Annotated in this window: 21 protein-coding genes and 1 tRNA gene; 18 read left to right on the top strand and 4 right to left on the bottom strand. The window is 74.2% G+C overall.

What is annotated here, in order from left to right; genetic code table 11:
* The first annotated feature begins 20 nt into the window (after window positions 1–20).
* The 8 genes from QOM21_RS23415 to QOM21_RS23380 are packed head-to-tail and all read left to right on the top strand — an operon-like array spanning window position 21 to window position 9,995.
* Window positions 21–1,205, top strand: coding sequence for a glycosyltransferase family 4 protein (locus tag QOM21_RS23415; RefSeq protein ID WP_407555771.1), 1,185 nt, complete (start codon window positions 21–23; stop codon window positions 1,203–1,205).
* Window positions 1,202–2,707, top strand: coding sequence for an exopolysaccharide biosynthesis polyprenyl glycosylphosphotransferase (locus QOM21_RS23410; protein WP_407552923.1), 1,506 nt, complete (start codon window positions 1,202–1,204; stop codon window positions 2,705–2,707). The genes QOM21_RS23415 and QOM21_RS23410 overlap by 4 nt, the downstream gene beginning before the upstream one ends.
* A gap of 41 nt (window positions 2,708–2,748) precedes the next feature.
* The gene (locus QOM21_RS23405; RefSeq protein ID WP_407555770.1) at window positions 2,749–4,074 is read left to right on the top strand and encodes an O-antigen ligase family protein; all 1,326 of its coding nucleotides are present in this window, start codon (window positions 2,749–2,751) and stop codon (window positions 4,072–4,074) included.
* Window positions 4,071–5,906: a lipid II flippase MurJ gene (locus QOM21_RS23400; RefSeq protein ID WP_407552921.1), complete on the top strand. Its 1,836-nt coding sequence runs from the start codon at window positions 4,071–4,073 to the stop codon at window positions 5,904–5,906. The genes QOM21_RS23405 and QOM21_RS23400 overlap by 4 nt, the downstream gene beginning before the upstream one ends.
* Window positions 5,907–5,930: 24 nt before the next feature.
* Entirely contained in the window at window positions 5,931–6,764 is an 834-nt protein-coding gene (locus QOM21_RS23395; protein WP_407552919.1) for a polysaccharide deacetylase family protein, read from the top strand.
* Window positions 6,761–8,020 (top strand): glycosyltransferase, encoded by a 1,260-nt coding sequence (locus tag QOM21_RS23390; protein ID WP_407552917.1) that lies wholly within the window; start codon window positions 6,761–6,763, stop codon window positions 8,018–8,020. Before QOM21_RS23395 ends, QOM21_RS23390 begins: the two co-directional genes overlap by 4 nt.
* Before the next feature lie 5 nt (window positions 8,021–8,025).
* The gene (locus QOM21_RS23385; RefSeq protein ID WP_407552915.1) at window positions 8,026–8,736 is read left to right on the top strand and encodes a lipopolysaccharide biosynthesis protein; all 711 of its coding nucleotides are present in this window, start codon (window positions 8,026–8,028) and stop codon (window positions 8,734–8,736) included.
* The gene (locus QOM21_RS23380; RefSeq protein ID WP_407552914.1) at window positions 8,733–9,995 is read left to right on the top strand and encodes a GNAT family N-acetyltransferase; all 1,263 of its coding nucleotides are present in this window, start codon (window positions 8,733–8,735) and stop codon (window positions 9,993–9,995) included. The genes QOM21_RS23385 and QOM21_RS23380 overlap by 4 nt, the downstream gene beginning before the upstream one ends.
* 35 nt (window positions 9,996–10,030) lie before the next feature.
* Here the strand turns inward: QOM21_RS23380 and QOM21_RS23375 are convergent, their stop codons facing one another.
* Complete coding sequence (locus QOM21_RS23375) at window positions 10,031–11,194, bottom strand: glycoside hydrolase family 26 protein (RefSeq protein WP_407552912.1); 1,164 nt, start codon at window positions 11,192–11,194, stop codon at window positions 10,031–10,033.
* Between the two features lie 150 nt (window positions 11,195–11,344).
* Here QOM21_RS23375 and QOM21_RS23370 point away from each other — a divergent pair, with 150 nt between their 5' ends.
* Window positions 11,345–12,634 carry an ATP-grasp domain-containing protein gene (locus QOM21_RS23370; protein WP_407552910.1) on the top strand — a complete coding sequence of 430 codons (1,290 nt, stop codon included), beginning with the start codon at window positions 11,345–11,347 and terminating at the stop codon, window positions 12,632–12,634.
* Between the two features lie 83 nt (window positions 12,635–12,717).
* Complete coding sequence (locus tag QOM21_RS23365; protein WP_407552908.1) at window positions 12,718–14,010, top strand: NAD(P)-binding domain-containing protein; 1,293 nt, start codon at window positions 12,718–12,720, stop codon at window positions 14,008–14,010.
* A 59-nt stretch (window positions 14,011–14,069) separates the two neighbouring features.
* On the opposite strand, the gene QOM21_RS23360 is transcribed toward QOM21_RS23365, so the two are convergent.
* Window positions 14,070–14,612: a hypothetical protein gene (locus QOM21_RS23360; protein ID WP_407552906.1), complete on the bottom strand. Its 543-nt coding sequence runs from the start codon at window positions 14,610–14,612 to the stop codon at window positions 14,070–14,072.
* Window positions 14,613–14,824: 212 nt separating this feature from the next.
* Between QOM21_RS23360 and QOM21_RS23355 the strand changes: the two genes are divergently transcribed.
* Entirely contained in the window at window positions 14,825–16,252 is a 1,428-nt protein-coding gene (locus QOM21_RS23355) for a tetratricopeptide repeat protein (RefSeq protein WP_407552904.1), read from the top strand.
* Between the two features lie 13 nt (window positions 16,253–16,265).
* On the opposite strand, the gene QOM21_RS23350 is transcribed toward QOM21_RS23355, so the two are convergent.
* Entirely contained in the window at window positions 16,266–16,859 is a 594-nt protein-coding gene (locus QOM21_RS23350) for a histidine phosphatase family protein (RefSeq protein WP_407552902.1), read from the bottom strand.
* A gap of 151 nt (window positions 16,860–17,010) precedes the next feature.
* Here QOM21_RS23350 and QOM21_RS23345 point away from each other — a divergent pair, with 151 nt between their 5' ends.
* The 6 genes from QOM21_RS23345 to QOM21_RS23320 all read left to right on the top strand — a co-directional run bounded on the left by QOM21_RS23345 (window position 17,011) and on the right by QOM21_RS23320 (window position 22,810).
* Complete coding sequence (locus QOM21_RS23345; protein WP_407552901.1) at window positions 17,011–18,396, top strand: hypothetical protein; 1,386 nt, start codon at window positions 17,011–17,013, stop codon at window positions 18,394–18,396.
* Complete coding sequence (locus QOM21_RS23340) at window positions 18,387–19,943, top strand: hypothetical protein (RefSeq protein WP_407552899.1); 1,557 nt, start codon at window positions 18,387–18,389, stop codon at window positions 19,941–19,943. Before QOM21_RS23345 ends, QOM21_RS23340 begins: the two co-directional genes overlap by 10 nt.
* A gap of 46 nt (window positions 19,944–19,989) precedes the next feature.
* Entirely contained in the window at window positions 19,990–21,348 is a 1,359-nt protein-coding gene (locus QOM21_RS23335; protein ID WP_407552897.1) for an AAA domain-containing protein, read from the top strand.
* A gap of 101 nt (window positions 21,349–21,449) precedes the next feature.
* Entirely contained in the window at window positions 21,450–21,833 is a 384-nt protein-coding gene (locus tag QOM21_RS23330; RefSeq protein ID WP_407552895.1) for a hypothetical protein, read from the top strand.
* A 169-nt stretch (window positions 21,834–22,002) separates the two neighbouring features.
* A complete protein-coding gene (locus QOM21_RS23325) occupies window positions 22,003–22,680 on the top strand; it encodes a hypothetical protein (RefSeq protein ID WP_407552893.1) in 678 nt (225 codons plus the stop codon).
* Window positions 22,681–22,736: 56 nt separating this feature from the next.
* A tRNA-Lys gene (locus QOM21_RS23320) sits at window positions 22,737–22,810 on the top strand.
* Between the two features lie 85 nt (window positions 22,811–22,895).
* On the opposite strand, the gene QOM21_RS23315 is transcribed toward QOM21_RS23320, so the two are convergent.
* Window positions 22,896–24,137: a M6 family metalloprotease domain-containing protein gene (locus QOM21_RS23315; RefSeq protein ID WP_407552891.1), complete on the bottom strand. Its 1,242-nt coding sequence runs from the start codon at window positions 24,135–24,137 to the stop codon at window positions 22,896–22,898.
* Between the two features lie 293 nt (window positions 24,138–24,430).
* Here QOM21_RS23315 and QOM21_RS23310 point away from each other — a divergent pair, with 293 nt between their 5' ends.
* Complete coding sequence (locus QOM21_RS23310) at window positions 24,431–26,302, top strand: putative bifunctional diguanylate cyclase/phosphodiesterase (RefSeq protein WP_407552889.1); 1,872 nt, start codon at window positions 24,431–24,433, stop codon at window positions 26,300–26,302.
* The last annotated feature ends 29 nt before the right edge of the window (window positions 26,303–26,331 follow it).

Below are 26,331 nucleotides of genomic sequence, written 5' to 3'. Positions count from 1 at the left end.
TCAGGGGAGCAGTGCGCGTGCTGCCGCATGACTTGCAGTCCGAACAGCGGCCTACGATTCTCCATGTCTCCCAGCCCGTCGACGGCGGGGTCGCCCGTGTCGTCGCCGACCTGGTGCGTGCCCAAGTCGCCGCCGGCCTGCGGGTCGTGGTGGCCGCGCCGCCCGGCGGCGCTCTGCACGGTGACGCGGCGGCGGCCGGCGCGGAAGTGGCCCCGTGGTCCGCGAGCCGGTCCCCCGGGCCGACCCTTCCGGGTGAGACGTGGCGGCTGGCCGGGCTGATCCGGCGCACCCGTCCCGACCTCGTCCACGCGCACAGCGCCAAGGCGGGGCTCGCCGCCCGGCTGGCCGTCCGCGGCCGGATCCCGACCGTCCATCAGCCGCACGCCTGGTCGTTCGAGGCCGTCGGCGGACCGACGGCACGCCTCGCGCTCGCGTGGGAGCGGTATGCCGCGCGCTGGTCGGACCGGGTGCTGTGCGTGAGCGAGGCGGAGCGGCTGCGTGGCGCGGAGGCGGGCGTGGCGGCCCGGTGGGCGGTGATCCGCAACGGCGTGGATGTGAACCGTTACGCCCCGGGCAGCTCGGACGAGAGGGCCCGGCGGCAGCTGCGCGCCTCGCTGCCCACCGTGAGCGAACTGCCCCCCGATGCGCCCCTGGTGGTGTGTGTGGGCCGACTGTGCCCACAGAAGGGCCAGCTCACCCTGTTGCAGGCGTGGCCCGAGGTCACCGCGGCGGTGCCCGACGCCCGGCTCGTGCTGGTCGGCGACGGACCGGACCGGCAGCTGCTGCACGAGGCCGCACCCCCCGGGGTGCTCTTCGCGGGCGCGGCCGAGAACACGGCCCCCTGGTATCGCGCGGCGGATCTCGTGGTGCTGCCGTCGCGCTGGGAAGGCATGGCGCTGGCCCCACTGGAGGCGATGGCCTGTGCCCGCCCGGTGGTGGTCACCGATGTGTGCGGTGCCCGGGAGAGCCTGCCGCCCCAGGCGGCGTCCTCCTGCCTGGTACCGCCGGAGGACCCGGCCGCCCTGGCCCGGGCCCTGTGCGGGTTGCTGACCCGCCCTCAGCTGTGCGTGACGCTGGGCCAGCGGGCCCTGGAGCACGTGCGGACCACATACGACGTGCGGCGTACAGCGGCAGCGGTTCTGGATCTGTACCGCGAACTGCTCGGACTGCCGTGCCCCGAGAACAGGGAGCAGAGCAGGCGATGACGACCGAGAGCGCGGACGCGACCCATACCGCCCGGGTCCTGCCCCGGTCCACAGCCACCCGGCCGCAGACCGCCGCGGTCTTTCCACCGCGGCGGTCCGGCCACGACCACACCTCACCACCGACGCGGGCCGGCCGCACCACCCGGCACGGGACCACCGCCCCGCTGATGGCCGCGGACTGCCTGGCCACGGCCGGCGCCGCCTTCCTCGTACGGGACCCCGGCCCGACACTGGCGCTGCTCGGCCCCATGGTGCTGTGCCTGGTGCTGCTCAACGCCCACGCCGGGCTCTACCGCCCCGGCCTCGTCCCGACCGCGCTGGGCGACCTGCCCGCACTGCTGGGCCGGGCCGCTGTCTGCTGGTGCGTGGCAGCCGCGGCACTGGCCGCCATGACCGCGGGCCAGGTGCTGCGCCCGGACGCGCTGCTGTGCGCCGTCGCGGCGCACGCCGCTCTGGCGTGCGGCGGCCGCGCCGCGGTCTACCGGGCACGGCGCGGCGCCGCCCGCCGCCGGCCACGCTCCACGCTGATCATCGCCCCCGACCCGGCCGTCGGCCGGCTCTCCGCCGCGCTGCACGCCCACCCCGAATACGGCATGCGCCCGGTCGGCGTGGTCGTCCCGGGCTCCGCCGTGCCGGGCGCCCAGGCGGCGCCCACGGAGGGCGGAGCGCCCCCGCTGCCCCGCCTCAACTCGCCCGACGACATCGCCCGCGCCGTTCTCCAGAACACCGTGCGCGACGCGGTCTTCATGCTGCCGCCGCACACCGATCCGCAGACCTCGGCCCTGCTCCAGCGGTTCCTCGACCAGGGCATCGCGGTCTGGCTCGCGGGCGCGGCCGTCCCGCACGACGGCCGGCCGCCGCGGCGCGACACCGAGCACCTGTGGGGCTTCACCTGCCGCCGGCTGGAGAACCCCGCACCGCGGCACGGCGGCTGGGCCAAGCGGCTGCTGGACATCGCCCTCGCCGCGCTCGCGCTGTCGGTGGCCGCTCCCGTGCTGCTGGGCTGCGCGGTGGCGGTACGGCTCTCCGACGGGCCCGGCGTCATCTTCCGGCAGGAGCGGATCGGCCGGCACGGCCGCGCCTTCACCCTGCTCAAGTTCCGAACGCTGCGGCCCTGCAACGCGCACGAGTCGGCGACGCTGTGGAGCGTGGCGGACGACCGCCGGATGAGCGCGGTCGGCCGGCTGCTGCGGCGCTCCTCGCTCGACGAGCTGCCCCAGTTGTGGAACGTGCTGCGCGGCGACATGAGCCTGGTCGGGCCCCGTCCCGAACGCCCGTACTTCGTCGAGCAGTTCAGCCAGCGCTACCCGGAGTACGGCGCCCGGCACCGGATGCCGGTGGGCATCACCGGCCTGGCCCAGGTGCACGGGCTGCGCGGGGACACCTCCATCGAGGACCGGGCGCGCTTCGACAACCTCTACATCGACAGCTGGACCCTCTGGCAGGACGTCCGGATCATGCTGCGTACGGCGTCCTCGCTGTTCCGGCTGGAGGGCAGGTGAGCGCGGGCGCGCCATCGTCCGTCCTCACCGGACCGTGGCCCGTGGCCGACCGGGCGAGAGCGCTGTCGAAGCGCTACGCACCCTTGGTCCCGGCGCTCGCCACGGTCCTGCTGCTGTGCGCACCGGCCGACCGGGGCGATGTCACGGCCCCCGGCCGGATCACACCGGCTGACGCCGCGTCCGCGGTGCTGCTGCTGTGCTGCCTGATCCGGCTGGTGCGGCAGCGCGCGCGGCCGCTGACCCTCACCGCGGCCCTCGTGCTGGGGTCGCTGGCGGTGGGCTTCGCGGTGTCCACCATGGCCTCGGACGACCCGGCCGCGAGCCTGCCCGGCTTCGTGCGCGCCGTGCAGATCTTCGTGCTGGTGCCGGCCGCGCTGGTGCTGACGCTGCGCACCCCCCGGGACTTCCGGGTGGTGGCCGGGTCGGTGGTGCTGCTCGCCCTGGTGCAGGGTGCGATCGGCGTCCATCAGTTCATGACCGGTACGGGCGCGTCCTACATGGGCAAGGACATCCGCGCGGTCGGCACGTTCGGATCGCTCGACGTCATGGGGATGGCCACGGTCGTCGCCTACGGCCTGGTGGCGGCGCTGGCCCTCGGGCTCGCACCGGCCGCCGACGCGCCGCGCCACCTCCGGCCGGCGGCCCTGTGCAGCGCCGCGCTGCTCGTGGTGCCCCTCGCGGTGTCCTTCAGCCGGGGCGCCTGGATCGCCACGGCGGTGTCCGTCCTGGTGGTGCTGCTGCTGGCCGGGCCAAGGCTCGCCGTGCGGACCCTGGCGGTGCTGGGTGCCCTGACCGTCGTGCTGGTCGGCGGGGCCGGTGTCGGGTCGCAGATGATGAGCGAGCGGATCGCCAGCATCACCGAGGTCTCCGCCGCCCCCGACCGTTCGGTCACCGACCGGTACGCCCTCTGGGCCGCGGCGGCCTCCATCTGGAGCGACGCCCCGGTGACCGGCGTCGGCCTGAAGGGCTTCGCCGCCCACCGCGACGGCCACGCCTCGCTCGGCCTGTCCTCCGGCAGCGACACCGGCGGCGCCGGAGCGGGCTTCCAGCGGGAGCCGCTGCTCTCCCCGCACAACATGTATCTGCTGGTCCTCAGCGAACAGGGCCTCGTCGGCATCACGGCGCTGCTGGGCAGTTGGGCGGCGCTGCTGGTGTGCGCGCTGCGCCGACTGCCGGCCGCCCGTCGCGGGGGCCGGCACGCCGACTGCGGGCTCATCGCGATCGGACTGCTGGTCTGGCAGGCCGTCGACTTCCTCTACGCCGACATCGGCGGCCCCACGACGGTGCTCACCGCGGTGCTGTTCGGGCTCGTGTCCTGGTGGGCGCTGGCCACCCCGGAGCCCGCGCGCGGGGCGGACACGCGATGAGCGAGACGACCGCCGAGCAGCAGGCGCCGGCCGACGCGCGGCCCGCGGCCGTACATCCCCAGGCGGCGCCCCCGGAGCCGGTCGGTACGCGCGCGGGCGCAACCGGCGGTCCCCCCAACTCCAGCCCGCTCGGCCGGTTCCTCGCCCGCGCCGCGGCCCTGACCGCGGTGCTGACCGCCGCCGGCTCGCTGTGCGGGCTGCTGCGCGACCAGACGATCGCGCATCTCTTCGGCGCGGGCAGCGATACCGACGCGTTCCTGGTGGCGTGGACGGTGCCGGAGGTGGCGGCGACGCTGCTGATCGAGGACGCCATGGCGCTGCTGCTGGTCCCGGCGTTCAGCCTCGCGCTGTCCGCCCGGGCGGCCCGGCCCGCCGAGGGCGCCACCGGGCAGCTGCCCGACGACGGCCGCGACCCCGTGTGGGCCCTGCTGACCGCCACGTTCCCGCGGCTGTTCTGCGCGCTGGCCGGTGGCTCCGCGCTCCTCGCGCTCGGCGCTCCGCTGCTGGTGCGGGTGCTGGCGCCGGGCCTTGCCGACCCGGCCGCGGCCGTCGACTGCACCCGGCTTACCGCGCTGACCGTCCTCACCTTCGGCGTCGCCGGCTACTTCAGCGCCGCGCTGCGCGCCCACCGCAGCTTCATGGCGCCCGCCGCCATCTACATCGCCTACAACCTCTGCATCATCGGCACGATGCTGACGCTGCACGCCGCATGGGGCGTGCGGGCCGCGGCCGCCGGGGTGGCGCTCGGCGGGGCGGCGATGGCTCTCCTCCAGCTCCCCTTCTTCGTCCGCCGGCTGCCGTCCCGCAAGACGCTGCGGCCGGTCCCCCGGGCCGTGGCCAAGCGCACCGCGCTGCTCGGCTTCGGGCTGCTCGCGCCGGTCATCTGCTTCGCGCTCGGCCGGCAGGCGCAGGTGCTCGTCGAACGGTTCCTGGCCTCCTCGCTGCCGGCCGGCGCCATCTCGCATCTGAACTACGCGCAGAAGGTCGCGCAGATGCCGATGGTGTTCTCGCTGATGATCTGCACCGTCACCTTCCCGGTGGTGGCCCGCGCGGTCGCCGAGGGCCACGCCGAGCGGGCCCGGCGCCGGGTGGAACGCGATCTGACGCTCGCGGGCCTGGTGGTGCTGCTGGGCACGGCGTACGTCATCGCGTGCGCGCCGCAGATCATCGAGGTCCTCTTCCAGCGCGGCGCGTTCACCGCCGCGGACACCGCCGCCACCGCGTCGGTGATGCGGGTGTACGCGCTCGGTCTGCTCGGGCACAGCCTGGTGGGGGCACTCATCCGGCCGTTCTTCTGCGCGGCCAGGCCCACCTGGTACCCGGCCGCGTCGATGGCGACCGGGCTGCTCATCACCGTCCTGACCGGGCTGTTCGCGGTCCGCTTGTGGGGGGTGCACGGCATCGCCGCCGCCAACGCGGCCGGCATCACCGCCACCGCGCTCCTCCTGCTGCACGGTCTCGGCACCCGCGTCATCGCCATCACCGTGCGCCGGGTCGCGGCGGGCCTCGGCCGTCTCGTACTGGCGGCCGCCGCGGCCACCGCCGTCGGCGGGCCGGCCGCCGCGCTGGCCCCGCATCCGCTGCTCGGCGCGGCGGCCGGCGCGCTGCTGGTGCCCGCCGTCTTCGCCGCCACCGCCGTCGCGGTCCGCTCCCCCGAGGTCCGGCAGCTGCTGGGGCGCGCCCGGCGGACCACCCCGGCACCCGGCGGGGAACACACTCCCGCCGCACCGCCGAACGGCCCCGGGAACGCCGTCGGCGGATCCGGCCGCCCCACCGACGCCCGCAGCAGGCTTCGCTCCGCGCTCCGCGGAGACCCCCCGCAAACCCCCTAGCCACCGTCGAAGGAAAGCGCACCCATGCCCGTTGAACCCGCGACCGGCAACGACGACATGACGCCGGGCACCCGCGCCGTCGCCTCCGTCCCGGCCGCCCGCCGCTCCCGCGGCACCCCGCCGTGGGTGCTGATGTACCACTCGGTCGCCGATGTCACCGAGGATCCGTACCACGTCACCGTCTCCCCCGACCGGCTGCACCGCCAGCTCGGCTGGCTGCGCGGGCGCGGACTGCGCGGCGTCGGCGTCGGCGAGCTGCTGCAGGCCCGCGCGGCCGGGCGGGGCGCCGGCCTGGTGGGGCTGACCTTCGACGACGGCTACGCCGACTTCCTCTCCGACGCGCTGCCGCTGCTGCGCCGCCACGACTGCACCGCCACGGTGTTCGTGCTGCCCGGCCGGCCCGGCGGGGAGAACGCCTGGGATCCGCTCGGGCCCCGCAAACCGCTGCTGACCGAGGACGGCATCCGCGCGGTCGCGGACGCCGGCCTGGAGGTCGGCTCCCACGGGATGCTGCACCTGGACCTCACCTCCGTCGACGACGGCGCCCTGGAGCGGGAGACCGCGGGCAGCCGGACACGGCTCGCCGCGGTGACCGGTCAGGCCCCCGACGGCTTCTGCTACCCCTACGGCACCGTCGACGCGCGGGCGGTGGCGGCGGTCCGCGCGGCCGGCTACCGGTACGCCTGCGCCATCGACCCCGGCCCGCTGACCTCCCTGCACGCCCTGCCGCGGGTCCACATCGGCGCCTCCGACACCTCCTGGCGGCTGCATCTCAAGCGCGCGCTGCACCCCCTGCGCCGCCGCCCCCTCCCCACCGAAGAGCCCGCCCCGGCCGCTACCGCTGGAGGTATCCGATGAAAGTCCTGCACATCATCACCGGCCTCGAAGTGGGCGGCGCCGAGCAGCAGTTGCGGCTGATGCTGCGCCGGCTGCCGGTGTCCTGCGAGGTCATCACCCTCACCGATCCGGGCCCTGTCGCCCAGGGCATCGAGGCGGACGGCACCCCCGTCACCCACCTCGGGATGACCGGCAACCGGGACCTCACCGCGCTCCCCCGCCTGGCCCGGCTGATCCGCCACGGCAACTACGACCTGGTGCACACCCACCTCTACCGCGCCTGCGTCTACGGCCGGATCGCCGCCCGGCTGGCCGGTGTGCGCACCGTGGTCGCCACCGAGCACTCCTTGGGCGACGCGGTGATCGAGGGACGCCGGCTGACCCGCGGCGTCCGCGAGCTGTACCGGGCGACCGAACGGCTGGGGGCCGCCACGGTCGCCGTCTCCGACACCGTCGCCGCACGGCTGGTCCGCTGGGGAGTACCCGAGCAGCGCATCCACGTGGTGCCCAACGGCATCGAGGCCCACCGCTTCGCGTTCGACGCGGACGCCCGCACCGCCACCCGCGCCCGGCTGGGGCTGCCGCCGGACGCCTTCGTGGTCGGCGGGGTCGGGCGGCTGGTCCCCGGCAAGCGGTTCGACGTCCTGGTCCGGGCGGTCACCCAAATCTCGGGGGCGCACCTGCTGTTGGCGGGTGACGGACCCGAGCGCGACACCCTGCGGCGGACGGCCGAGCAGTTCGGCGCGGGTGACCGCATCCACCTGCTGGGCCAGCGCGGCGGCGCGGTCAGCCCCTCCTCACCCTCCGCCGGTCCCGGCGAGGACCTCGACATCCCCGACCTGCTGTCGGCGATGGACGTCTTCGTCTCGCCGTCCGCGGACGAGGCGTTCGGCCTGGCCGTGCTGGAGGCGCTCGCCGCCGGGCTGCACGTCCTGCACGGCAGCTGCCCGGCCGTCGACGAACTCCCCGCCGACCAGGCCCCCGGCGCCCACCGGTTCCGCGCCGGCGCCTACGAGCTGTCCACCGCGATCCGGGAACTGCGGCGCACCGGGCCCGGCCGGCTGCCGGTGCCGCCGGTGGTGGAGCACTACGACATCGCCCACAGCGCGGAGGCGCTCATGGCGGTCTACCAACAGGCCCTCGCCGGACCCGCGATGAGGTCCGCGGGCTCCGGATCCACCGTCTCCGCGGCCCGTTCGCCGGAGTCGTACTCCTCGAACGTGTCGCTGCCCGACCCGTCCCCGTCCCCGAGCGACCAGTCGCTCTCCAAGAGGTGAACCCCATGATGGACGAGACCGTACGGGAAGAATCCGCCATGCCCGCGCCGGAGGCACGGCGCCGGGGCAACCGGCTGCGGGCGCGGCTGCGCCGGCTGCCCACGTGGTGGCCCCTGCCGCTGTGTGCGCTGCTGGGCGCGACCGGCGGGATGACCTTCGGGATGGTTCAGCCGGCCCAGTACGCCGCGACGAGCTACGTCGTGGTGGTGCCCGCGGAGGGCTCGGACGCCGCCACCGCCCTCGGTTTCGCACAGGCGTACGGGCGGGTGGCGACCAGCGGGGCGGTTCTCGCCGACGCGCACCACGTCTCCGATGTGCCGCTCGCCGCGCTGCGCGGCGGGGTCCGCGCGACGACGTCTCCGGACGCCCCGATGATCGAGATCACCGGGACCGCGGCGACCCCCCGCGCCTCCGCCGACATCGCCAACGCGGTGGCCCGCTCACTGACCCGGACCGGCAACGGGACGGCCACCCGCACCCGCGCCAAGCTGATGGTCTTCTCCCGCGCCACGTCCCCCGTCGACCCGTCCTCGCCGTCCGTGCCCATCGCCACCGAGGTGGGGGCCTGCGCGGGCGGCCTGATGGGCGGCCTGCTGCTCCTCGTCCGGCCGCGCCGGCGGCGCGGGGCGTCCCACGGCGCCACCGTCCCCGCCCCGGCGCACGGACCCGTGCCCGCACCGGGCGCGAAGGCCGCGGCCAGGGAAGCGGTGCGATGACGTCGCAGCGGACCGCGTGGAACCTGTCGGCCGCGGGGCCCGTACCGGGCGTCCCGGAGGCGCCGGCACCGGCGACGACGGTGCCGGCTCCCTCGCGGGCACCGTCGTGCGAGAACCCCGACACCCTGGACACGGTGGTGTGCCGCGATCCGGAGCAGTTCGCCGCGCTGGCCCCGGAGTGGCGTGCGCTGCACGGCCGTTGCCGTGCCGCCACCCCGTTCCAGAGCCACTCCTGGCTGTACTCGTGGTGGCTGTCGTACGGCGTTCCCGGGCGGCTGCGGGTGATCCTGGTGCGGCGCGGCGGCCGGCTCGTCGGGGCCGCGCCGCTGATGCTGACGCACCGTCCGCTGCCGGTGCTGGTTTCCCTCGGCGGCAGCATCTCCGACTTCTCCGACGTGCTGCTCGACGACTCCTGCGCCGCCCTCGCGGCCGGCGCGCTCGCCGAGGGGCTGCGCGGTGCCGCCCGCGGCGCCCTCGTCGACCTGCGGGAGGTACGCCCCGGCGCCGCCGCCGAGCAGCTCTACGCGGCCTGGGAGGGCCCTCGCCGTTCGCTCGTCGACTCGGTGTGCCTGGAGCTGCCCGGCGTGTCCATGGACGCGCTGCTGCGGCGGGTACCCGGAGCCCGCGCCCGAGGCGTACGGGCCAGGCTGCGCAGGCTCGACGCCCTGGGCGTCGAGGAGCGCTCCGTGCCGGCCCATGAGGTGCCGGCCTCGGTGGAGACCTTGCTGCGGCTGCACGGGCTCTGGTGGCAGGGGCGCGGGGTGACGCCCGAGCACCTGCGCCCGCGGTTCGCCGAGCACCTGGTGCGCGCCACCCGCGAGATGGTCGGCAACGGCGAGGCGGAGCTCACCGAGTACCGGATGGACGGCCGGGTGATGGCCGCGGACATCATGCTGCTGTCCGCGGACCTGGCGGGCGGCTACCTCTACGGGGCGGACCCCGAACTGCGCGCCAGGAAGGTGGACATCACCGCCATGCTGATGCGCCACGACGCACGCCACGTCGTCGGCACCGGCCGCACCGTCCTCAGCCTGCTGCGCGGCTCTGAGCCGTACAAGCTGCACTGGCGCCCGGAGCCGGTGACCAATCAGCGGCTGCTGCTGTCCCCCCGCGCGCTGCGTCCGGCGCTCGGCCTGTACGCGGCGCAGGTGACCGGCCGTGCCCTGGCGGCCGGCGTCGTCCGCAGCCGGATGACGCCGGTACGCGTTCTGCGGGCCCGGCTGAACACCTGGCAGGCGAAGGGTGTGTGCAGGAAATGACCCCCCGGTACACGGCCCGCCGGGACCGGCGGGCACTAGTCCGCCTTCCCCAGCAGCCGCCCCAGCAGATCGATCCGGATGCACAGCCTCCGGGTACCGAACCAGCGCTCGATGCTGTCCCCGAGGTCGAGGGGAAAGCAGTTCTCCCGCCTGCCGGGCACCGGCGGGCGTGCGGGGGACGGCTCGGGATCCGGCAGGTCGTAGAGCGCGGAGCGGTACGCCCGCGAGGAGCGCGGGTTCTCCTCGCACTGCCAGACACCGTGCGGGCAGTAGTCGGTGATCGTCTGGTAGAGCGGCTTGTGTTCGTCGATCCACTCCAGCATGCGCCGGACGAATTCGTCGTTGTCGCCGTTCCGGAACAGTCCCCATTCGGGGTACGAGATCTCCTTGTCGTGCTCGTCGGCGAAATCGACCTGGTCCTGGAGCCCGTACGGCTCCTCGATCATTTCGTCGAACGTCATTCCGGACGGCTGGTCGTAGGAGTCCATGCCGATGATGTCGACCACGTCATCACCCGGGTAGCACTTCGTCCAGCCGATGGCGTCCCGGCCGCGGTTCGGCGTGAAATCAAATCGGAAATCCTCACCCTCCACCGAGCGCATCACGGTCACGATGCGGTTCCAGTACTCCTTCCAGGCTTCCGGGTCGGGTCCGCAGCGATGGGTGTAGGTGACGCCGTTCATTTCCCAGCCGAGGGTGATGACCGTGTCCGAAAGCCCTTGCTCCACCAGGTTTTCCGCCAGCCGGCGGAAATGGTGGTCGAAGTCCCCGTCCGCGGCGTACTGCAGCAGATCGCGGACGTCGTCGTCGGACACGCCCTCTTCATTGCGCTCCATCATCGGCACGTTGAGCACGAACAGCCGGTCCTCGTCCTCACCGCGCCAGTCGGCCCAGGGCCGCAGGAAGTCCGGGTGGCCCTCGATGCTCGCCCACCGGTCACCCGGCAGATAGGTGTGGCCGACCCCGATGTCCGTCCCCCCGAGCCATTCCTGAAGGTCGGGCATCCGCCGCACCCCTTCCTCGTCGGATCCCAGAAATGCACCCAACGACGTCGAGGCGGCCGAGACCGCGGTGGAGTTGCGTGCGTCGTCCTTCTCTGCGGCGCGATCGGGTACGGACACAAGGCTGCAGGAGGCGAGCAGGCTGATGGTCATCGCCCCCAGAGCAGCGCCCGTCAGCCTCCGGCTTCGCTGGGACATAGTGACTCCTTTGGAGACGCCCGCTGTTCGGCGTCCGGTTCTTGTGACGGTAATAGGGAGATCTCCCATTTCGGCCGCCTGAATGCATTTTGATAGCCCATTAGCGAATTGCATCCCCCACACGGTCCATCGAAGTGAAGGACTCCCCTCATGCCATCGTTCGACACCGATGTGCCCGCCCTGTTGCTCAGACTCGACCCCAATCCCTTTCATCACGGCACCCTGGGAGCGATCAGATCGCTGGGCCGGTCCGGAATCGAGGTCCACGTCGTGGCGGCCGCCGCGGGAGGCCCAGTGGACCGGTCGCGATACCTGCACCGGTCCCACGAACTCCCGGCGCCGCCGGTGGCCGATATCCCGTTGCTGGAAAAGCTGTGCGACATCTCCGAACGCATCGGCAGACCCGCGGTACTCATCCCCATGGACGACCGCGGCGCGATCGTCGCGGCCCGGCTCGCCGGCCGGCTCCTGGGCCGCTATCTGCTCCCCGACCAGCCGGCCGACCTGCCGGAGCGGGTGGCCGACAAGGCCGAACTCGCCCGTCTCTGCGGGGAGCTGGACGTGCCCCACCCGGCAACCGTCATCCCCGGCAGCACCCAGGAGGCGGCCGACGCGGCGACCGACCTGGGGCTGCCCGTCATCGCCAAGTGGAGCCGCCCCTGGCTGCTGTCGCCCTCCACCGGACTGCGCAGCACCACCCTGGTACGCACCCCCGACGAAGCCCGCAGGCTCTACGAGCGGTCCGAACGCGCGGGCAGCGCCCTGCTGCTGCAACGGCAGCTGCCCGGCGGCCCGGACACCGACTGGTTCTTCCACGGCTGCTTCACCCACGGCGGCGGGTGCCTGATCGGCGGCTCGGGCCGCAAGGAGCGCGCCTGGCCGCTGCGCACCGGACTGACGGCGGTCGGCCGCTGGCTGCCGAACCCCCAGGTGGAGCGCGCCTCGTTGCGGCTGGCCCGGCATCTGGGCTACCGCGGCATCCTCGACCTCGACTTCCGCCGCGACGCCCACGGGCGCTACCACCTCCTCGACTTCAACCCCCGGCCGGGCGCCCAGTTCCGGCTCTTCACCGACTCGTCCGGCCTGGACGTGGTCCGTGCGCTGCATCTGGACCTGACCGGCCGCACGGTGCCCGGTCGCCGCAGTACGCCCGGGCGCGTCTTCCGCGCCGAGAACTACGCCCTGCTGTCCGCCGTCACCGCGGCCTTCGCCGAACGGCCGCGGAGCGCACTGCCGAACGTCATCCGCGGATCCACGGAGGTGGAGCGGGCGTGGTTCGCCGCCGACGACCCGATGCCGTTCCTCGCGATGACCGGGGCATGGCTGCGCCGCGGCGCCCGCAAGGGCGCGTACCGGATGCGCGCCGCGGCACCGGGCAGCACACCGCACACCGCCCGCGCGGTCACCACGCACCGCGTCGGCGCATCCCAACAGCCTTGACCACCCCTGGCCTTGAGCTGCCCGCCGGGACCCCGGCGGGCGACGACAGGCCGACCACACAATGAGAAAGAGCAGGGACTCCCATGTACGACCTCGTGGTGGTGGGCGCCGGCCCCTACGGACTCTCGATCGCCGCCCACGCGGCCGCGGCCGGGCTGAGCCTGCGGGTGCTGGGCCGCCCGATGGCCTCCTGGCGCGATCACATGCCGGGCGGCATGTTCCTCAAGTCGGAACCCTGGTCCTCCAACCTGTCCGCCCCGGGCGGTGACCACACCCTCGCGGACTACTGCGCCACCCACGACGTGGCCGTACGCCACGGCGTCCCCCTCCCGATCGGCACCTTCACCGCCTACGGCCAGTGGTTCGGGGAGCGGGCGGTTCCGCAGGTCGAGGAGGTCACCGTCACCTCCGTACGGCCGGACGCCGGAGGCTTCCGGGTGGAGACGGACGCCGGCGAGACCATCGCGGCCCGGACCGTCGTGCTCGCCATCGGCGTGATGCCGTTCGTCAACCGGCCCGAGCCGCTGCACGGCCTGTCCCCGGACCTCGCCTCCCACAGCAGCGACCACCACGACCTGAGCCGCTTCGCCGGCCGGGACGTCACGGTGGTCGGCTCGGGTCAGGCCGCCCTGGAGACCGCGGCGCTGCTCGCCGAGGAGGGCGCCCGGGCCCGCATCCTCGCCCGCGCCGACCGGCTCAACTGGAACACCCCGCCGCAGCCCTTGGAGCGCGGACGGCTGCGCGCGCTGCGCGATCCGCACAGCGGTCTGGGCACCGGCTGGCCGAACTGGGTCTGGTCGGAGATCCCCTGGGCGGTGCGCAGACTGCCCGCCTCGGCGCGGGTGCACATCGCGGAGACCGCGCTGGGCCCGGCCGGCGCCTGGTGGCTGCGCGACCGGTTCGAGTCCGCGGTACCGGTCATCCTCGGTCACCGGATCCGGGCCGCGGCGACCCGGGACGGCGGAGTGCGCCTGGACCTCACCAAGAGGGACGGCGGCACCGAGACCCTGGACACCGAGCACGTGCTGGCGGCCACCGGCTTCACCCCCGACCTCGGACGGCTGCGGCTGCTGGACCCCCAGGTGCGCGGCACACTGCGGACGGTGGGCGTCAGCCGGGCGCCGGAGCTGACCTCCGGCTTCGAGTCCTCGTGGCCCGGGCTGTTCTTCGCGGGTCTGCTGACGGCGCCGTCGTTCGGCCCGTCGATGCGCTTCGTCTACGGCGCGACGTTCACCGCGGAGCGGTTGATGCGCGGAGTGCGGCGCCGGCTGGGCGACCGCCCCGGGCGCGTCACCATCCCCCGTCCGGCCAGGGACGGCGCCCCGGCCGTCGCCGACCCGGCTCCGGGTGCCCCCACCGCCGGGCGCACCCACTAGGCGCGTTCGCCACGAGGGGCCGCCCGGTTCGTCCGGGCGGCCCCTCGCCGTTCACCGCGTCACTGGCAGCGGTCGACGGCCTCGATCGTGCGGGCCGCCTGACCCAGCGCCTCGCGCAGCACGGTGGGGTCGGTGGCCGCGGCGAACGCGCCTTCCGGGGGGACCAGCCAGCCGGTGCCCGTCACCGGGGGCTCGATGACGGCCCCCTCCTCGCCGTGGGCCGCGCTCAGCGCGAGTCCGCGGCCGTGCGTCTGCGTACAGGCGCTGCCCGGCACGTCCCACCCGTCGGCCGTGCCGGGCGGCACCAGGAAGCCCAGCGTGTGACAGGCCCCGTCGTGCAGCACCGGGCCGACACCGTCCCGCAGCCGCAGGATGTCGACCGCCTCCAGGCCCTGCCGCGCCGGCACCGTGACGAGGTCACAGGGCTGCGCGGGGTCGGGCAGCGCGGTCCGCTCCCGGAGGGGGTGGTGGCCCGGGGCGGCCGCGATGGCCGGTGCGCCGCCTGCCACGGTGTGCCCCGTACGGCCGGCGCCCCGGGCCGCGGAACCCTTGACGCCTCTGCTCACGCCGGTCTCCCACACGGAGAACCCCTCCTCATGCACGCACCGCACCCTTTACATCGTCTTCAACGGCGTGGCGCGTCAACGGCTACGGCGGCGTAACGCTGCAAAGGATGGCACTTCATGGCGGATCGCGGGAGAGATATCCGATTTGTGGCCAAACTCTGTGTGGTGCAACCGTCACAGCTAGTACGGTCGTCCCGCCGCACCGCCAGACGCGGCAGAGCACGAAGATGGCACGGAGAGGGTCCGCCATGGCGTCGCAACCAGCACGATCAGCGTCGTCCCGCACCGTATCCGCCCGCCCGAACACCGCCTTCCGACAGCTGCGCGGCAGGCTGTCACCGGGCGAGTTCGCGGCGGCGGTCCGTCGGTCCGCCCGTGAGATCGGCGAGCAGGTCTCGTGCGACGCCCGCTATGTGGGCCGCGTCGAGTCCGGGGAGATCCGGTGTCCGAACTACGCCTATGAGCGGGTGTTCCGGCACATGTTCCCCGGTCTGACGCTGCCCGACATGGGGTTCGCGCCACGCGAGACGGTACGCGGACGGGGGGCGCGTACGGCGACGACCGACACCGCGCCCCTGGCAACCGACACCGACCACCGCGATACCTGTATCCAGATCTGCGAGGAGAGCGACGTGCTGCGTCGCGCGTTCATCACCGGCGGCCCGGCGGCCGCCCTGGGCATCACCACCCTGCATCCCCTGAGTTCCGCCGCCATCGCCGTCCCCGGCCCGCGTTCCGCCGGCAGCCGGGCCGGCGCCACCGAGGCGACCGCCGTCGAGGAAGCCGTCCGGCGGATCCGGCTGCTGGACGACCGGCACGGCGCGGAGGGCATCTACCGCCGCGCGACCCAGCCGCTGCGCGCCGCCTACGAGTTGCTGGACTCCGGTGTCCAGCGCCGTTCCGTCGCGGACCGGCTGCATTCCGGAGCCGGGGAACTCGCCATCACCGTCGGCTGGTTGGCACACGACTCGGGCCGTTTCGACGACGCCCGCTCGCACTACGCCGAGGCCCTGGCCACGGCCCGGGTGTGCGGCGATCCGGCCCTGGAGGCACACGCCTTCTGCAACACCGCCTTTCTCGCCCGCGACGCCGGCCGGCCCCGCGAGGCGGTGCGTGCCGCGCAGGCCGCCCAACAGGCCGCCAAGCACCTCGGGTCGCCCCGCCTGCTGTCGCTGCTCGCCCTGCGCGAGGCGGGCGGCTGGGCGGGCCTGGCCGACCGTACGGGCTGCGAGCAGGCGCTGGTCCGCGCGCAGCGCCTCTTCGCGGGCGGACCCTCGGACAGCGACCCGGAGTGGATGACCTTCTACGGCGAGGCCGAGTTGGAGGGTCTGGAGGCGCAGTGCTGGTCGGCCCTGGGCGAGCGGGGGCGCGCGGCGGAGCACGCACACCGGGCGGTGGCCCTGCAGGACCCTCATTTCAGCCGCAACATCGCCCTGTTCACCGCGGAACTCGCGGGCAATCTCGCGGCCGGTGGGGCCCCCGAGGAGGCCGCCGAGGCCGGCACCCGGGCGCTGGCGCTGCTTCAGCAGGTCCGCTCGGCGCGGATCCGCACGATGCTCGACGGCACGGCCCGCGCTCTGCGCCCGCACCGCGGCCTCGCGCCGGTCGCGCACTTCCTGGACCGGCACGAGGAGTCCGCCGACCCGGCGGAACCGACGGGCCGTCAGCCGGCCTGAGGCGGGGCCGCCGTCAGCCCAGGTGCCCGGTGTCGTTCCAGCGTTCGATCGCCGGTTCGCCGTAGGCCCAGCCGAGCACCGACAGGGACGTCGGCTCCAGGCGGATGCGGGCCCCGAAGGAGATGTCCAGGCCAAGCCAGCGGGCGCCGAGCGCGCGCAGGATGTGGCCGTGCGCGAAGACCAGGACGTCACGGTCGGCGGAGCGGGCCCATGCCACGACCTCGTCGACCCGCGCCGAGACCTCGGCGAGCGTCTCTCCTTCCGGGACCCCGTCCCGCCAGATGAGCCAGTCCGGCCGCCCGGCCTTGATCTCGGCCGGGGTCAGCCCCTCGTACGCGCCGTAGTCGACCTCCATCAGGGCGTCCCAGTCCTGCGCCCGGTCGCCGAAGCCGGCCAGCTCGCAGGTCTCCTTCGCGCGGACCAGCGGGCTGGTGCGCACCTCGACGTCCGGCAGGCCGTTCCAGGGCGTGCGGTGCAGCCGCTCCCCCAGCAGCTTGGCGCCGCGCCGGCCCTCGTCCAGCAGGGGGATGTCCGTCCGTCCGGTGTGCTTGCCGGAAAGGGACCACTCCGTCTGCCCGTGCCTGGCCAGGAGAATGCGCGCTGCCATGGGTCGTACCTCTCGCCGGTCACCCGGCTTGTCTCGCTCGGTGCGGGCCGGGCACCGGCTTTCCGCCTGCGCCGACCGCGGGAACTCCATCATCGCGCATGGGGTCGTTTTGTCCGTGGGCGGGGACGCGGGCAGCGATCCTCGGGGGAACATGCGGCCCTCGCCCCACATGTCGGTGCCGGATGCGAGACTTCCGCAGGTGAACGTTTCCCGCGACAGCCGACCCGCGGCAGCCGCACCGCAGGCGGCGCAGCCGATGCCGACGCCCGGCCCGCGGCAGGGGGCGCCTCCCGGCATCGGCCGGGGGCGGCTCACCGAGCTGCGCGGCCCCGGCGTACCGCCCCGCTCCCTCGATGCCCGCGCCCTCGCCGCACTGGCCGCCAACCCCGGCTGCCGCCGCCGCGCGCTGCTGGACGGCGCGGGCATCGACAAGGGCGCGCTGGCCCGCGCGCTCGGCTCGCCCGCGGCGTACGGCCAGTCGCAGTTCGCGCTCGTCCGCGGCAACGCCTTCGAGGCGCGGGTGAAGGCGGACGGCGGGCAGGACCTGATGCGGCTGCTGCACGAACGGCTCCGGCCGGGCACCCCCGCGCCCGAGGCCGAGGCGGTCGCCACCCCCGATCTCTCCGCCGCCGGCCCCGAGGGCCGCGCGGCCCGTACGGCCCTCGCGCTGCGCGAGGCGACCGCGGCCGGCGGCTGGGCGCTGCTCGACCATCCGATGCTGGCGGTCGAGGTGGCCGGCTCGCCGGCCTACGTCGAGCCGGATGCGGTCGTGGTCCATCCGGACGGCAGCTGGACGGTCGTCGAGATCAAGTCCTTCCCGATGATCGACGGCGCGGCGGACGCCGCCAAGGTGGGCGCCGCGGCCCGGCAGGCCGCGGTGTACGTCCTCGCCCTGGAGACCGTCGCGGGGCACGTCGCCGCGCGGACGGGCCGGGAGGTACGGGTCCGCGACCGGGTGCTGCTGGTCTGCCCCAAGGACTTCTCCAACCTCCCCACCGCCGCGGCCGTCGACATCCGCAAGCAGCTGGCGACGACCCGCCGGCAGCTGGCCCGGCTCACCCGCGTCGAGGAGATCGCCGCCGAGCTGCCCGAGCGGACCACCTTCGACCTGCGGCTCACGGACGACGGCACACCGACCCGGCCGGCCGAGGAGCTGACGGAGGCCGTCGAGGCGGTCGAGGCGGCTTACGCGCCGGAGTGCCTGGCCGCCTGCGAGCTGGCCTTCCACTGCCGGGGGCACGCCCGCCACACCGGTGCGGTGGAGACGCTGGGGCGGGGCGTGCGGGGCGAGTTGGGCGGTCTGCGCACCGTCGGCGAGGTGCTCTCCGCGGCCTCCGCGCTGCCGGGGCCGCGTGGTGCGGATACCCCGACCGCGGATGCCGGGGATGCCGGGGATGCCTGTGACGACCCTGCCGTGACGGCCCTGCGCAGAGCCGCCGCGCTGCGAGCGGAGGCTCTGGCCGACGCCGCGCGGACCGACGGCTCCCCGGCCGCAGCGGAACGCCCCGAGGAGCCCGAGGAGCCCGGATGTCGCTGATCGAGACGCTGGCCCGGATGGAGGCCGTGGCGGCCGGCCGCGCCCGGCCGCTGGCCACGGTCCGCCACCGCCACCTCTCCGACCGCCCGCTGGTCCTCGTTCCGCTGACCACCGCGGGCGAGGCCGGTGCCCCGCTGGGCGCCCTGGTCGGCACGGACCGCGAGAAGCCGCTGCTGCTGGCCGTGGCGCAGCCCCGCGACCGCGATCTGCGGTTCGCGTTCCTCGCCGAGCTGGCCGAGTCGGTACTGCCGTATCTGGACGGCTTCGCGGACGGCGTGGAGTGGGAGGAGCGCAAGGAGACCGACCCGGAGACCGGCAAGAAGGTGCCGGTCCAGGTCGAACTGTGCGCGGACGCACCGCAGTTGATCGTGCCGAGCGCCTCCGGCATCGACTTCGTACGGCTGCTGGGACGCTCGATGCGGTTCCGGCGGACGGCCGAGCAGGAGCCCGAGGCCCCGTACCCCGCGCCGCCGCACGTTCCCCTGCTGGGCCGCTGGCTGACGCACGTCGGCGAGCGGGCCCGGGTGCCCGGCGCCTGCCTGCTGCTGTCCATGACGGGCCTGCTGACCCGTCATTGGGCGACCGGCCAGAGCATGCTGGAGGACCAGCACCTGGGGGCGCTGCTCGCCTGGATCGACCCGCCGGAGGGCGTGTCGGGCCCGGTGGCGGCCGAGCACGCGGAGACCGCGCGGGACGAGCGCGGCCAGTTGCGGTGCCCGCCGGCCGGACCGGCCACCGACCCGGCGTTCGACAACCGGCTGCTCGCCCCCGCGATGGCCCGCTACGACGCCGGGCTGCCGGGCGCCGAGGACGAGGTCCGCGCGCTCGTCGAGGGGCAGTTGCGGCCGACGTGGGACGCCGTCTGGCAGGGCATCGACCTGCTGCGCGCCCTCCCCGCGGGCCCCCGCGTCGCCGACCGCTGGAAGCGCGACCGCTGGTCCTACACCGCGCACCGCGACCGGGTACGCGCCGGGGAGCCGCCGCAGCCCAAGCAGGACGACGCCATCACCGCGGCCCGGAAGCTGTCCTCCCGGGAGACCGCGCAGGCGCAACTGGACGCCCAGGAAGCCCTGGACGACCCGCTGGTGATGGCCGGGCGCAGGCTGGCCGGCGAGGCGCTGGTCGGCACGGTCACCGCGGTCGAGATGGCGTTCTCCGAGGGCAAGCGGCCGATGCCGCGCCCCCTGGTCACCCTCCGCACGGCCGATCAGCCGCATCTGGCGGAGCGGGCCAAGCTCCACCGTCCGCTGGCCGACGGCAGATCGCAGCCCGCCGAGTTCGTCGCGTACGCGGCGGACGAGCCCGGTGCGCTGGTGGTGCGGCTGACCGGCGGGATGGGGCGCGGCAAGACCCCGGACGCCGGTTCGGTGCCCGAGCCCGACGACACCGTGTGCTGGACGCTGTTCGAGCACGCTCCCCGCGGCGGCCCGGAACTGCCGGACCCCGAGGACACCCCCTGGACGCACGGCGGCCCGCCGCCGGACGCCTCCGGCGCGGGCGCGCCCGCGGACATCCCCGACCCCGTCACCCCGGAGGATTTCCTGTGACCGGCGACCGTCAGCCGGCAGGCACCGGCATTCTGGAGGGCCCGGCATGACGGCACTTCAGCTCTCCCGTGGTGCGGGCTCCTTCGACCCCGGTGCCGCGGCCGCCGCGGCGACCGACGCGATCCTCGCCGACACCCTGCACGGCACCGAGCGCGGGGTGGTCGTGGACTCCCCGCCCGGCGCGGGCAAGTCGACCCTGGTGGTCCGCGCGGCCCGCGAACTGGCCGCGGCGGGGCGCCCGTTGATGGTCGTGGCGCAGACCAACGCACAGGTCGACGACCTGGTGCTGCGGCTCGCCGAGAAGGATCCGCACCTGCCCGTGGGCCGGCTGCACAGCAGCGAGCCCGGCGCGTTCGACGCGGCGCTCGCCGAGCTGCCCGCGGTCCGCACGTCCGCGAAGGTGGCGGATCTGGCCGGGATGGACGTCGTCGTCTCGACGGCCGCCAAATGGGCGTACACCAAGGTCGAGGAGCCGTGGCGGCACGCCATCGTGGACGAGGCGTACCAAATGCGCTCCGATGCGCTGCTGGCCGTCGCCGGGCTCTTCGAGCGCGCGCTGTTCGTGGGGGATCCGGGACAGCTGGATCCGTTCAGCGTGGTCGGCGGCGATCAGTGGGCCGGGCTCGCGTACGACCCGTCGGCGAGTGCGGTGTCCACCCTGCTCGCGCACAATCCCGGGCTTCCGCAGCACCGCCTGCCGGTGTCCTGGCGGCTGCCCGCGACGGCCGCGCCGCTGGTGTCCGCCGCGTTCTATCCGTACACGCCGTTCCGCAGCGGCACCGGCCACGGCGAACGGCGGCTGGCGTTCGGGGTGGCCGGGGACGGTTCGGGGGTCGACCGGGTCCTGGACGAGGCCGCGGAGTCCGGCTGGGGGCTGCTGGAGCTGCCGGCCCGGCACACGCCGCGGACGGATCCGGAGGCGGTGCGCGCCGTGGCGTCCGTGGTGCGGCGGCTGCTGGACCGTGGTGGCGCCGCGACCGGTGAGAACTCCCCCGATCCGGTCCCGCTCACGGCCGCCAGGATCGCCGTCGGCACGGCCCACCGCGACCAGGCGGCGGCCGTCCGCGCCGCGCTCGCCGACGCCGGGGTGACGGGCGTCGCGGTGGACACCGCCAACCGCCTGCAGGGCCGCGAGTTCGACGTGACGGTCGTCCTCCACCCGCTCTCCGGCCGTCCGGACGCGACCGCCTTCCATCTGGAGACCGGCCGGCTGTGCGTCCTCGCCTCGCGCCACCGGCACGCCTGCATCGTGGTGTGCCGGGCGGGGGTCGCCGAACTCCTCGACGAGCACCCCTCGACGGAGCCGGTGCAGCTCGGTGTGACGGTCAAGTTCCCGGACGGCTGGGAGGCCAATCACGCCGTCCTGGCCCATCTGGAGGAGCATCGCGTCGCCTGGCGCCCCTAGGAGGTGTGCCCCGGCCGGGGAGCGGGCGCGGGCCTGGCCCGTAGGCCCACTTGCGCGGGGCGGGACAATGGAATGCGGCACACGATCCAGGAGGTACGTCCATGTCCGAGCCGCGACCGGCTCCCGACCCCCGCGGTACGGCGCCCACATCCCGGCGGATGAAGCCCGCGGCGTTGCTCTTCGAGCCGCCCGAGGCCGTCGCCGACCCCGAGCACTTCTTCGACCTGGAGTCGATGGAGGACCCACGCGAGCTGCTCAGCCGTGCGACGGAGCTGGCGCTGGCCTTCCGGGCGGCCGCCGACCGGGCGACGGAGTTCCAGGCACTGGCGGCGGCGCAGCTGGCCGATCCCAGGCGCTTCGACCGGCTACCGCTGTCGGTGCTCGCGGAACGGGCGGAGTGGACCGAGGACTACGCGCAGAAGATGGTCGAGTTCGGCCGGAGCCTGATGCGCGACGGCGACCCGATGCTCGGCGACAACGACTGAGCGGATCAACCGCCCCCTGCGCCCCACGCGCCCCGCTACGGCTCATGGTCCATGATCATGAGCCGCTGGCATATGCGAGGGGCGGGAAGATACTCCTCACCACCGGGCCTTGTCCCGGATTCCGGCATTCGGCAGCACCGGATCGCGCGGAATCGGTAGACCTGTCCCCATGAGCGACTGGCTGCCCGACACACCCCGGAATCTCGCGTTCCCCACCACGGCGTACGTCACCCTCGCCGGCGCCGACTGGCTCGCCTCCGCCAGCCCTCACCCGGGCAGCATGCACACCCTGTGGGCGGCGCGCCCGACCGCACCCAGCGTCCTGCCCTGCGGCACCGCCTTCGACGTGATCAACGCCCCCGCGCTCTTCGGGCGCCGCATGGTGGACCGCCTGTGGTCGGCGGGTCCGGGCTCCGGACCGGTGGCCGCGGTGCGCGGCCGGATCCTGCTGTTCGCCGCCCCGGGCACCGCCCAGCGGCTGCCCGCTCTGCTCGACTGGATGGGGGCGCCGTCGGCGAGGTCCGGCGGCGAGGGGGGAACCTCCGTGCCGGCGCTGCTGTGCCACGGCACCGGGGACGCGGTGACGGTCCCGCCGCTGCACCCCCGGGCCGCCTCGGAGATCCCCGCCGCGTCCACCACCGCCGCCGACGGGAGCACCCCCGAGGACGTCCTCGCCCCGACCGTCTCCCGTTGGCTGGTCGCCCCCGATGTCCGCAACCCGTGGCTCCCCGGCCCGGACGTCCTCCTCTGGGCGTGCCTCCGCGTCGCCCGCGCCGGGGGCGAAGAAGGCACCACGTACGTCGAAAGCGCAGCTCGGAGCGGCCTTCCTGCCCTGATCCCGCAGTGAGGGGAATCGATTTTTGCCCTCCCCGATCCGGGTGCTAATGTTTTCCCCGTCAGCAGGCGCCGCTAGCTCAGTTGGTTAGAGCAGCTGACTCTTAATCAGCGGGTCCGGGGTTCGAGTCCCTGGCGGCGCACAGACAGAAGAAGGCCCTCACCTCGGTGAGGGCCTTCTTCGTCGGCCATGAAGCAGCCCTTGCCGGCGGAAGCCCAGGGGCTTCCTCAGCCGCCCCCCACCTTGATCGTCCAGTCCCCGTCGGTCGACCGCCCGACGACCTGGACGCGCACCCCGTCCTCGGTGTCGCGCAGACTCTCCCCCACCCCGAGCGGCGCGTCGGCCAGCGGCGGGTAGACGGAGGTGCCCCAGCACGCCTCGGTGCGGGGATGCCCGTCGAGCACCTGCACGGGGCCGGAGCCGGAGGGAACGTCGCTGCGCACCCGGTAGACGAGGACACCCTCGGAGCAGACCGACCGGTCGTTGCCCGTGGCGCCGCGCGCCTCCAGGGCGAGCGCGCGGTCGGGGCCGGTGCGGACCACCAGCAGGCGCGGCCGGCGCTTGTCGCCCGGCACCTTGGGGGCGGACAGCGTCTGCAGCGTGTGCACGGTGGAGCCGGTCAGCTCGGCGCAGTCGACCTGGGCGTCGGTGATCCACCCGAGCTTCCACTTGTGCCAGGCGAAGGGGTCCGGCGCGAGACCGAACTGGCTGCCCATGAGGTCCCAGTCCCCGACGTGGGTGTCCCAGTCGCCGTTGCCGCTCTGCGGGCGGTGGTAGAGGTCCGGCAGGTCGAAGACGTGTCCGGTCTCGTGGGCGAGGACGTTGCGGTCCGGCGGGCTCTGCTCGAAGACGGTGACGAAGCGGCGGAGGTCGGCGTTGTCGGCGCGCATCGGCTGATCGAGGTTGACGACCTTGGTGGCGTCGGAGTCGACACCGGGGGCGTCGGGGTCGGCGACGAAATAGACCATGTCGTAGCGGCTGAAGTTCACCGTGGAATCCGCGGCGGCGACCGCGTCGCGGAGGTAGGCCGCGCGTTGATGGGAGTCCCAGTCCCGCTGTATCCCGTAAGCGGTGGAGGCGTGCGGCATCTGCACCCATTTCTTCTTGATGGTCGGCCGCAGCATGAACCTGCCGTACGAGGCGCGCTGGAAGAAATGGGAGGTGGCCGGGAAGTAGTCCGCGGAGAGGTCCCGGGTACGGACGACGGGCTCGGAGTCCGGGAAGGACAGGAAGACCATGACGGCGTCGAGCGTGCCGGCCGGACGGGGGTAGGAGCCGTTCCAGGAGTCCACACCCTCGGAGTGGTGGGCGTCGGAGCGCCCGAGCGCGCAGGAGAGGGATGCCTCGGAAGCGGTGGCAGGGCCCGCCACGATGGACGTCGCGACGAGCGCACTGAGAGACGTGGCGATGGCCGCGACGCGCCGCAAGCGGCGGCGGTCCACCCCGTCGGGTGTCTGGGCGCGCGACACATCGACCTCCAGGGACGGAACGGTGACCCCTCACCCACCCTGTGGCGATTTAAAGGTATTTGCCCTGTTCCGGAGGACCAGAAGAGTGACCGGCGCGTCTCGGCCACGCCCTAACGGAAAGTGACAAACGGCCAAATGGGCAATCTGCACGAACAGACACGCGCAGAAATGGCTGAAGTTCCGTCATGCGTGCCGACCATCACGGCTGCGTCGCTGGATCGGCCGCTGCGCCAGCCTCTATGATCGCCACACTTTCCAGCGCGAGATCCCCCCTCCATCACGAGACAAGCGCCATGCGGGAGCGAGCAGTGAGCGGACACCCCGACAGCCCGGGCCGCACGCCCGGAGCGACGCTCCCCTCGGTAACGGAGCGTAACGGTACGACCAAAGGAGCCGGTGACGCTCACCCCGCCCCCGCCGGCCCCCGCGACGACTCGGCCGCCGCGCTCGGCGACTACCGCGCCGCCTTTCACGCCGGCCGCCTCCCGATGGCCGTCCTCAACCGCGACGGCCTGGTCCTCGCCGCCAACCCCGCCTTCGGCGAACTGGTCGGCGCCGACCCCGACGAGCTGGTCGCCGCGACCGCCTCGGACCTGACCGATCTCGGGGCGGACCCGCGGGTGTGGACCGCCTACCGCGAAGTGCTGTGCGGCCGCAGTGACCGGCTGCGCTGCACCCGCCGCCTCAAGCACCCCGAGGGGCACTCCGTCTGGGTGGAGGTGACCGTCGAGCCGATGGCGCACGAGGGCCGGGTGCTGCTGTCGGTCGCGGACATCAGCGACCGGCACGATCTACTGGCCCGGCTGCGGCATCTGCAGATGCACGACCCGGTCACCCGGCTGCCCAACCGCGCCCTGTTCTTCGAGCGGCTCTCCACCACCTTGGAGACCGCCACCTTCGAGCCGTCCGGAACCGGCCGGATCGGCCTGTGCTACCTCGACCTGGACGGCTTCAAGGCCGTCAACGACACCCTCGGGCACCGCGTCGGCGACCGGCTGCTGAGCGCGGTGGCACAGCGGCTGATGCGCTGCGCGGACAGCGCCGGGGACCGCGGGCCGGGCCGGGGCGGGTATCTGGTGGCCCGCCTGGGCGGCGACGAGTTCGCGATCCTGGTGGAGGACTCCACCGGCACCGACCAGCTGTCCGAGCTGGCCCAGAGCGTGCTGGACGCGCTGCAGCGGCCGTTCGACCTGGCCGGGCAGCGGCTGTCGGTCTCGGCGAGCATCGGGGTGGTGGAGCGGACCGCGAACGGCACCACCGCGACCGGTCTGATGCAGGCCGCGGACACCACGCTGTACTGGGCCAAGGAGGACGGCAAGGCCCGCTGGACGCTCTTCGACCCCGAGCGCAACGCCCACCGGATGACCCGGCAGGCGCTGTCCAGCACGCTGCGGCCGGCGGTCGACCGGGGGGAGTTCACCCTGGAGTACCAGCCGCTCGTCGGTCTCGACGACGGGCGAGCACAGGGCGTCGAGGCGTTGGTGCGCTGGCGGCACCCGCAATTCGGGACACTCGCGCCGAATCGCTTCATCGCACTGGCCGAGGAGAACGGCGCGATCGTCGAGCTGGGCCGCTGGGTCCTGGAGCGGGCCTGCCACCAGGCGCGCGCCTGGCAGCTGGCACACCCCGGCGACCAGCCGCTGTTCGTCAGCGTCAATGTGGCCGTGCGTCAGGTGTGGGACTCCGACCTGGTCGCGGACGTGGCCGGCATCCTCGCCGAGACGGGGCTGCCGCCGCGGCTGCTCCAGCTGGAGCTGACCGAGTCCGCGGTGATGGGCTCGGCCGGCCGGCCGCTGCAGGCCCTCCAGGCGCTCAGCGACATGGGTGTGCGGATCGCCATCGACGACTTCGGCACCGGCTACTCCAACCTCGCCTACCTCAGCCGCCTGCCGGTGTCCGTGCTGAAGCTGGACGGGTCCTTCGTCCGCGGCTTCCGCTCCCAGGAGCACCCCAACCCGGCGGACGAGATGATCGTGGAGGCGCTGGTCGCGCTCGCCCACCGGCTCGGACTCACCGTCACCGCGGAGTGCGTGGAGAGCTCGGAGCAGGCCGAGCGTCTGCGCCGCATCGGCTGCGACACCGGCCAGGGCTGGCTCTACTCCCGGCCGGTCCCGCCCGACCGCGTCGAGGCACTCCTCGACGCGGGCCGGCGCACCGGCAGCTGAGGCGCGCGGCGGCCTCCTGCCTCGGAGGC

This window comes from Streptomyces sp. Pv4-95 (genome assembly GCF_045782725.1).
In the GTDB taxonomy this organism is placed as follows: domain Bacteria; phylum Actinomycetota; class Actinomycetes; order Streptomycetales; family Streptomycetaceae; genus Streptomyces.
The sequence above is the reverse complement of the archived record's forward strand: the minus strand, read 5'-3'. Positions and strand labels throughout refer to the sequence as shown.

Excerpts from the sequence above, each read along its gene's own strand:
- QOM21_RS23330 (WP_407552895.1), top strand. The coding sequence starts at position 21,450 with ATGTCCGAGCCGCGACCGGCTCCCGACCCCCGCGGTACGGCGCCCACA.
- QOM21_RS23310 (WP_407552889.1), top strand. The coding sequence starts at position 24,431 with ATGCGGGAGCGAGCAGTGAGCGGACACCCCGACAGCCCGGGCCGCACG.
- QOM21_RS23395 (WP_407552919.1), top strand. The coding sequence starts at position 5,931 with ATGCCCGTTGAACCCGCGACCGGCAACGACGACATGACGCCGGGCACC.
- QOM21_RS23325 (WP_407552893.1), top strand. The coding sequence starts at position 22,003 with ATGAGCGACTGGCTGCCCGACACACCCCGGAATCTCGCGTTCCCCACC.
- QOM21_RS23410 (WP_407552923.1), top strand. The coding sequence starts at position 1,202 with ATGACGACCGAGAGCGCGGACGCGACCCATACCGCCCGGGTCCTGCCC.
- QOM21_RS23355 (WP_407552904.1), top strand. The coding sequence starts at position 14,825 with ATGGCGTCGCAACCAGCACGATCAGCGTCGTCCCGCACCGTATCCGCC.
- QOM21_RS23400 (WP_407552921.1), top strand. The coding sequence starts at position 4,071 with ATGAGCGAGACGACCGCCGAGCAGCAGGCGCCGGCCGACGCGCGGCCC.
- QOM21_RS23335 (WP_407552897.1), top strand. The coding sequence starts at position 19,990 with ATGACGGCACTTCAGCTCTCCCGTGGTGCGGGCTCCTTCGACCCCGGT.
- QOM21_RS23385 (WP_407552915.1), top strand. The coding sequence starts at position 8,026 with ATGATGGACGAGACCGTACGGGAAGAATCCGCCATGCCCGCGCCGGAG.
- QOM21_RS23390 (WP_407552917.1), top strand. The coding sequence starts at position 6,761 with ATGAAAGTCCTGCACATCATCACCGGCCTCGAAGTGGGCGGCGCCGAG.
- QOM21_RS23380 (WP_407552914.1), top strand. The coding sequence starts at position 8,733 with ATGACGTCGCAGCGGACCGCGTGGAACCTGTCGGCCGCGGGGCCCGTA.
- QOM21_RS23340 (WP_407552899.1), top strand. The coding sequence starts at position 18,387 with ATGTCGCTGATCGAGACGCTGGCCCGGATGGAGGCCGTGGCGGCCGGC.
- QOM21_RS23375 (WP_407552912.1), bottom strand. The coding sequence starts at position 11,194 with ATGTCCCAGCGAAGCCGGAGGCTGACGGGCGCTGCTCTGGGGGCGATG.
- QOM21_RS23350 (WP_407552902.1), bottom strand. The coding sequence starts at position 16,859 with ATGGCAGCGCGCATTCTCCTGGCCAGGCACGGGCAGACGGAGTGGTCC.
- QOM21_RS23370 (WP_407552910.1), top strand. The coding sequence starts at position 11,345 with ATGCCATCGTTCGACACCGATGTGCCCGCCCTGTTGCTCAGACTCGAC.
- QOM21_RS23345 (WP_407552901.1), top strand. The coding sequence starts at position 17,011 with ATGCGGCCCTCGCCCCACATGTCGGTGCCGGATGCGAGACTTCCGCAG.
- QOM21_RS23365 (WP_407552908.1), top strand. The coding sequence starts at position 12,718 with ATGTACGACCTCGTGGTGGTGGGCGCCGGCCCCTACGGACTCTCGATC.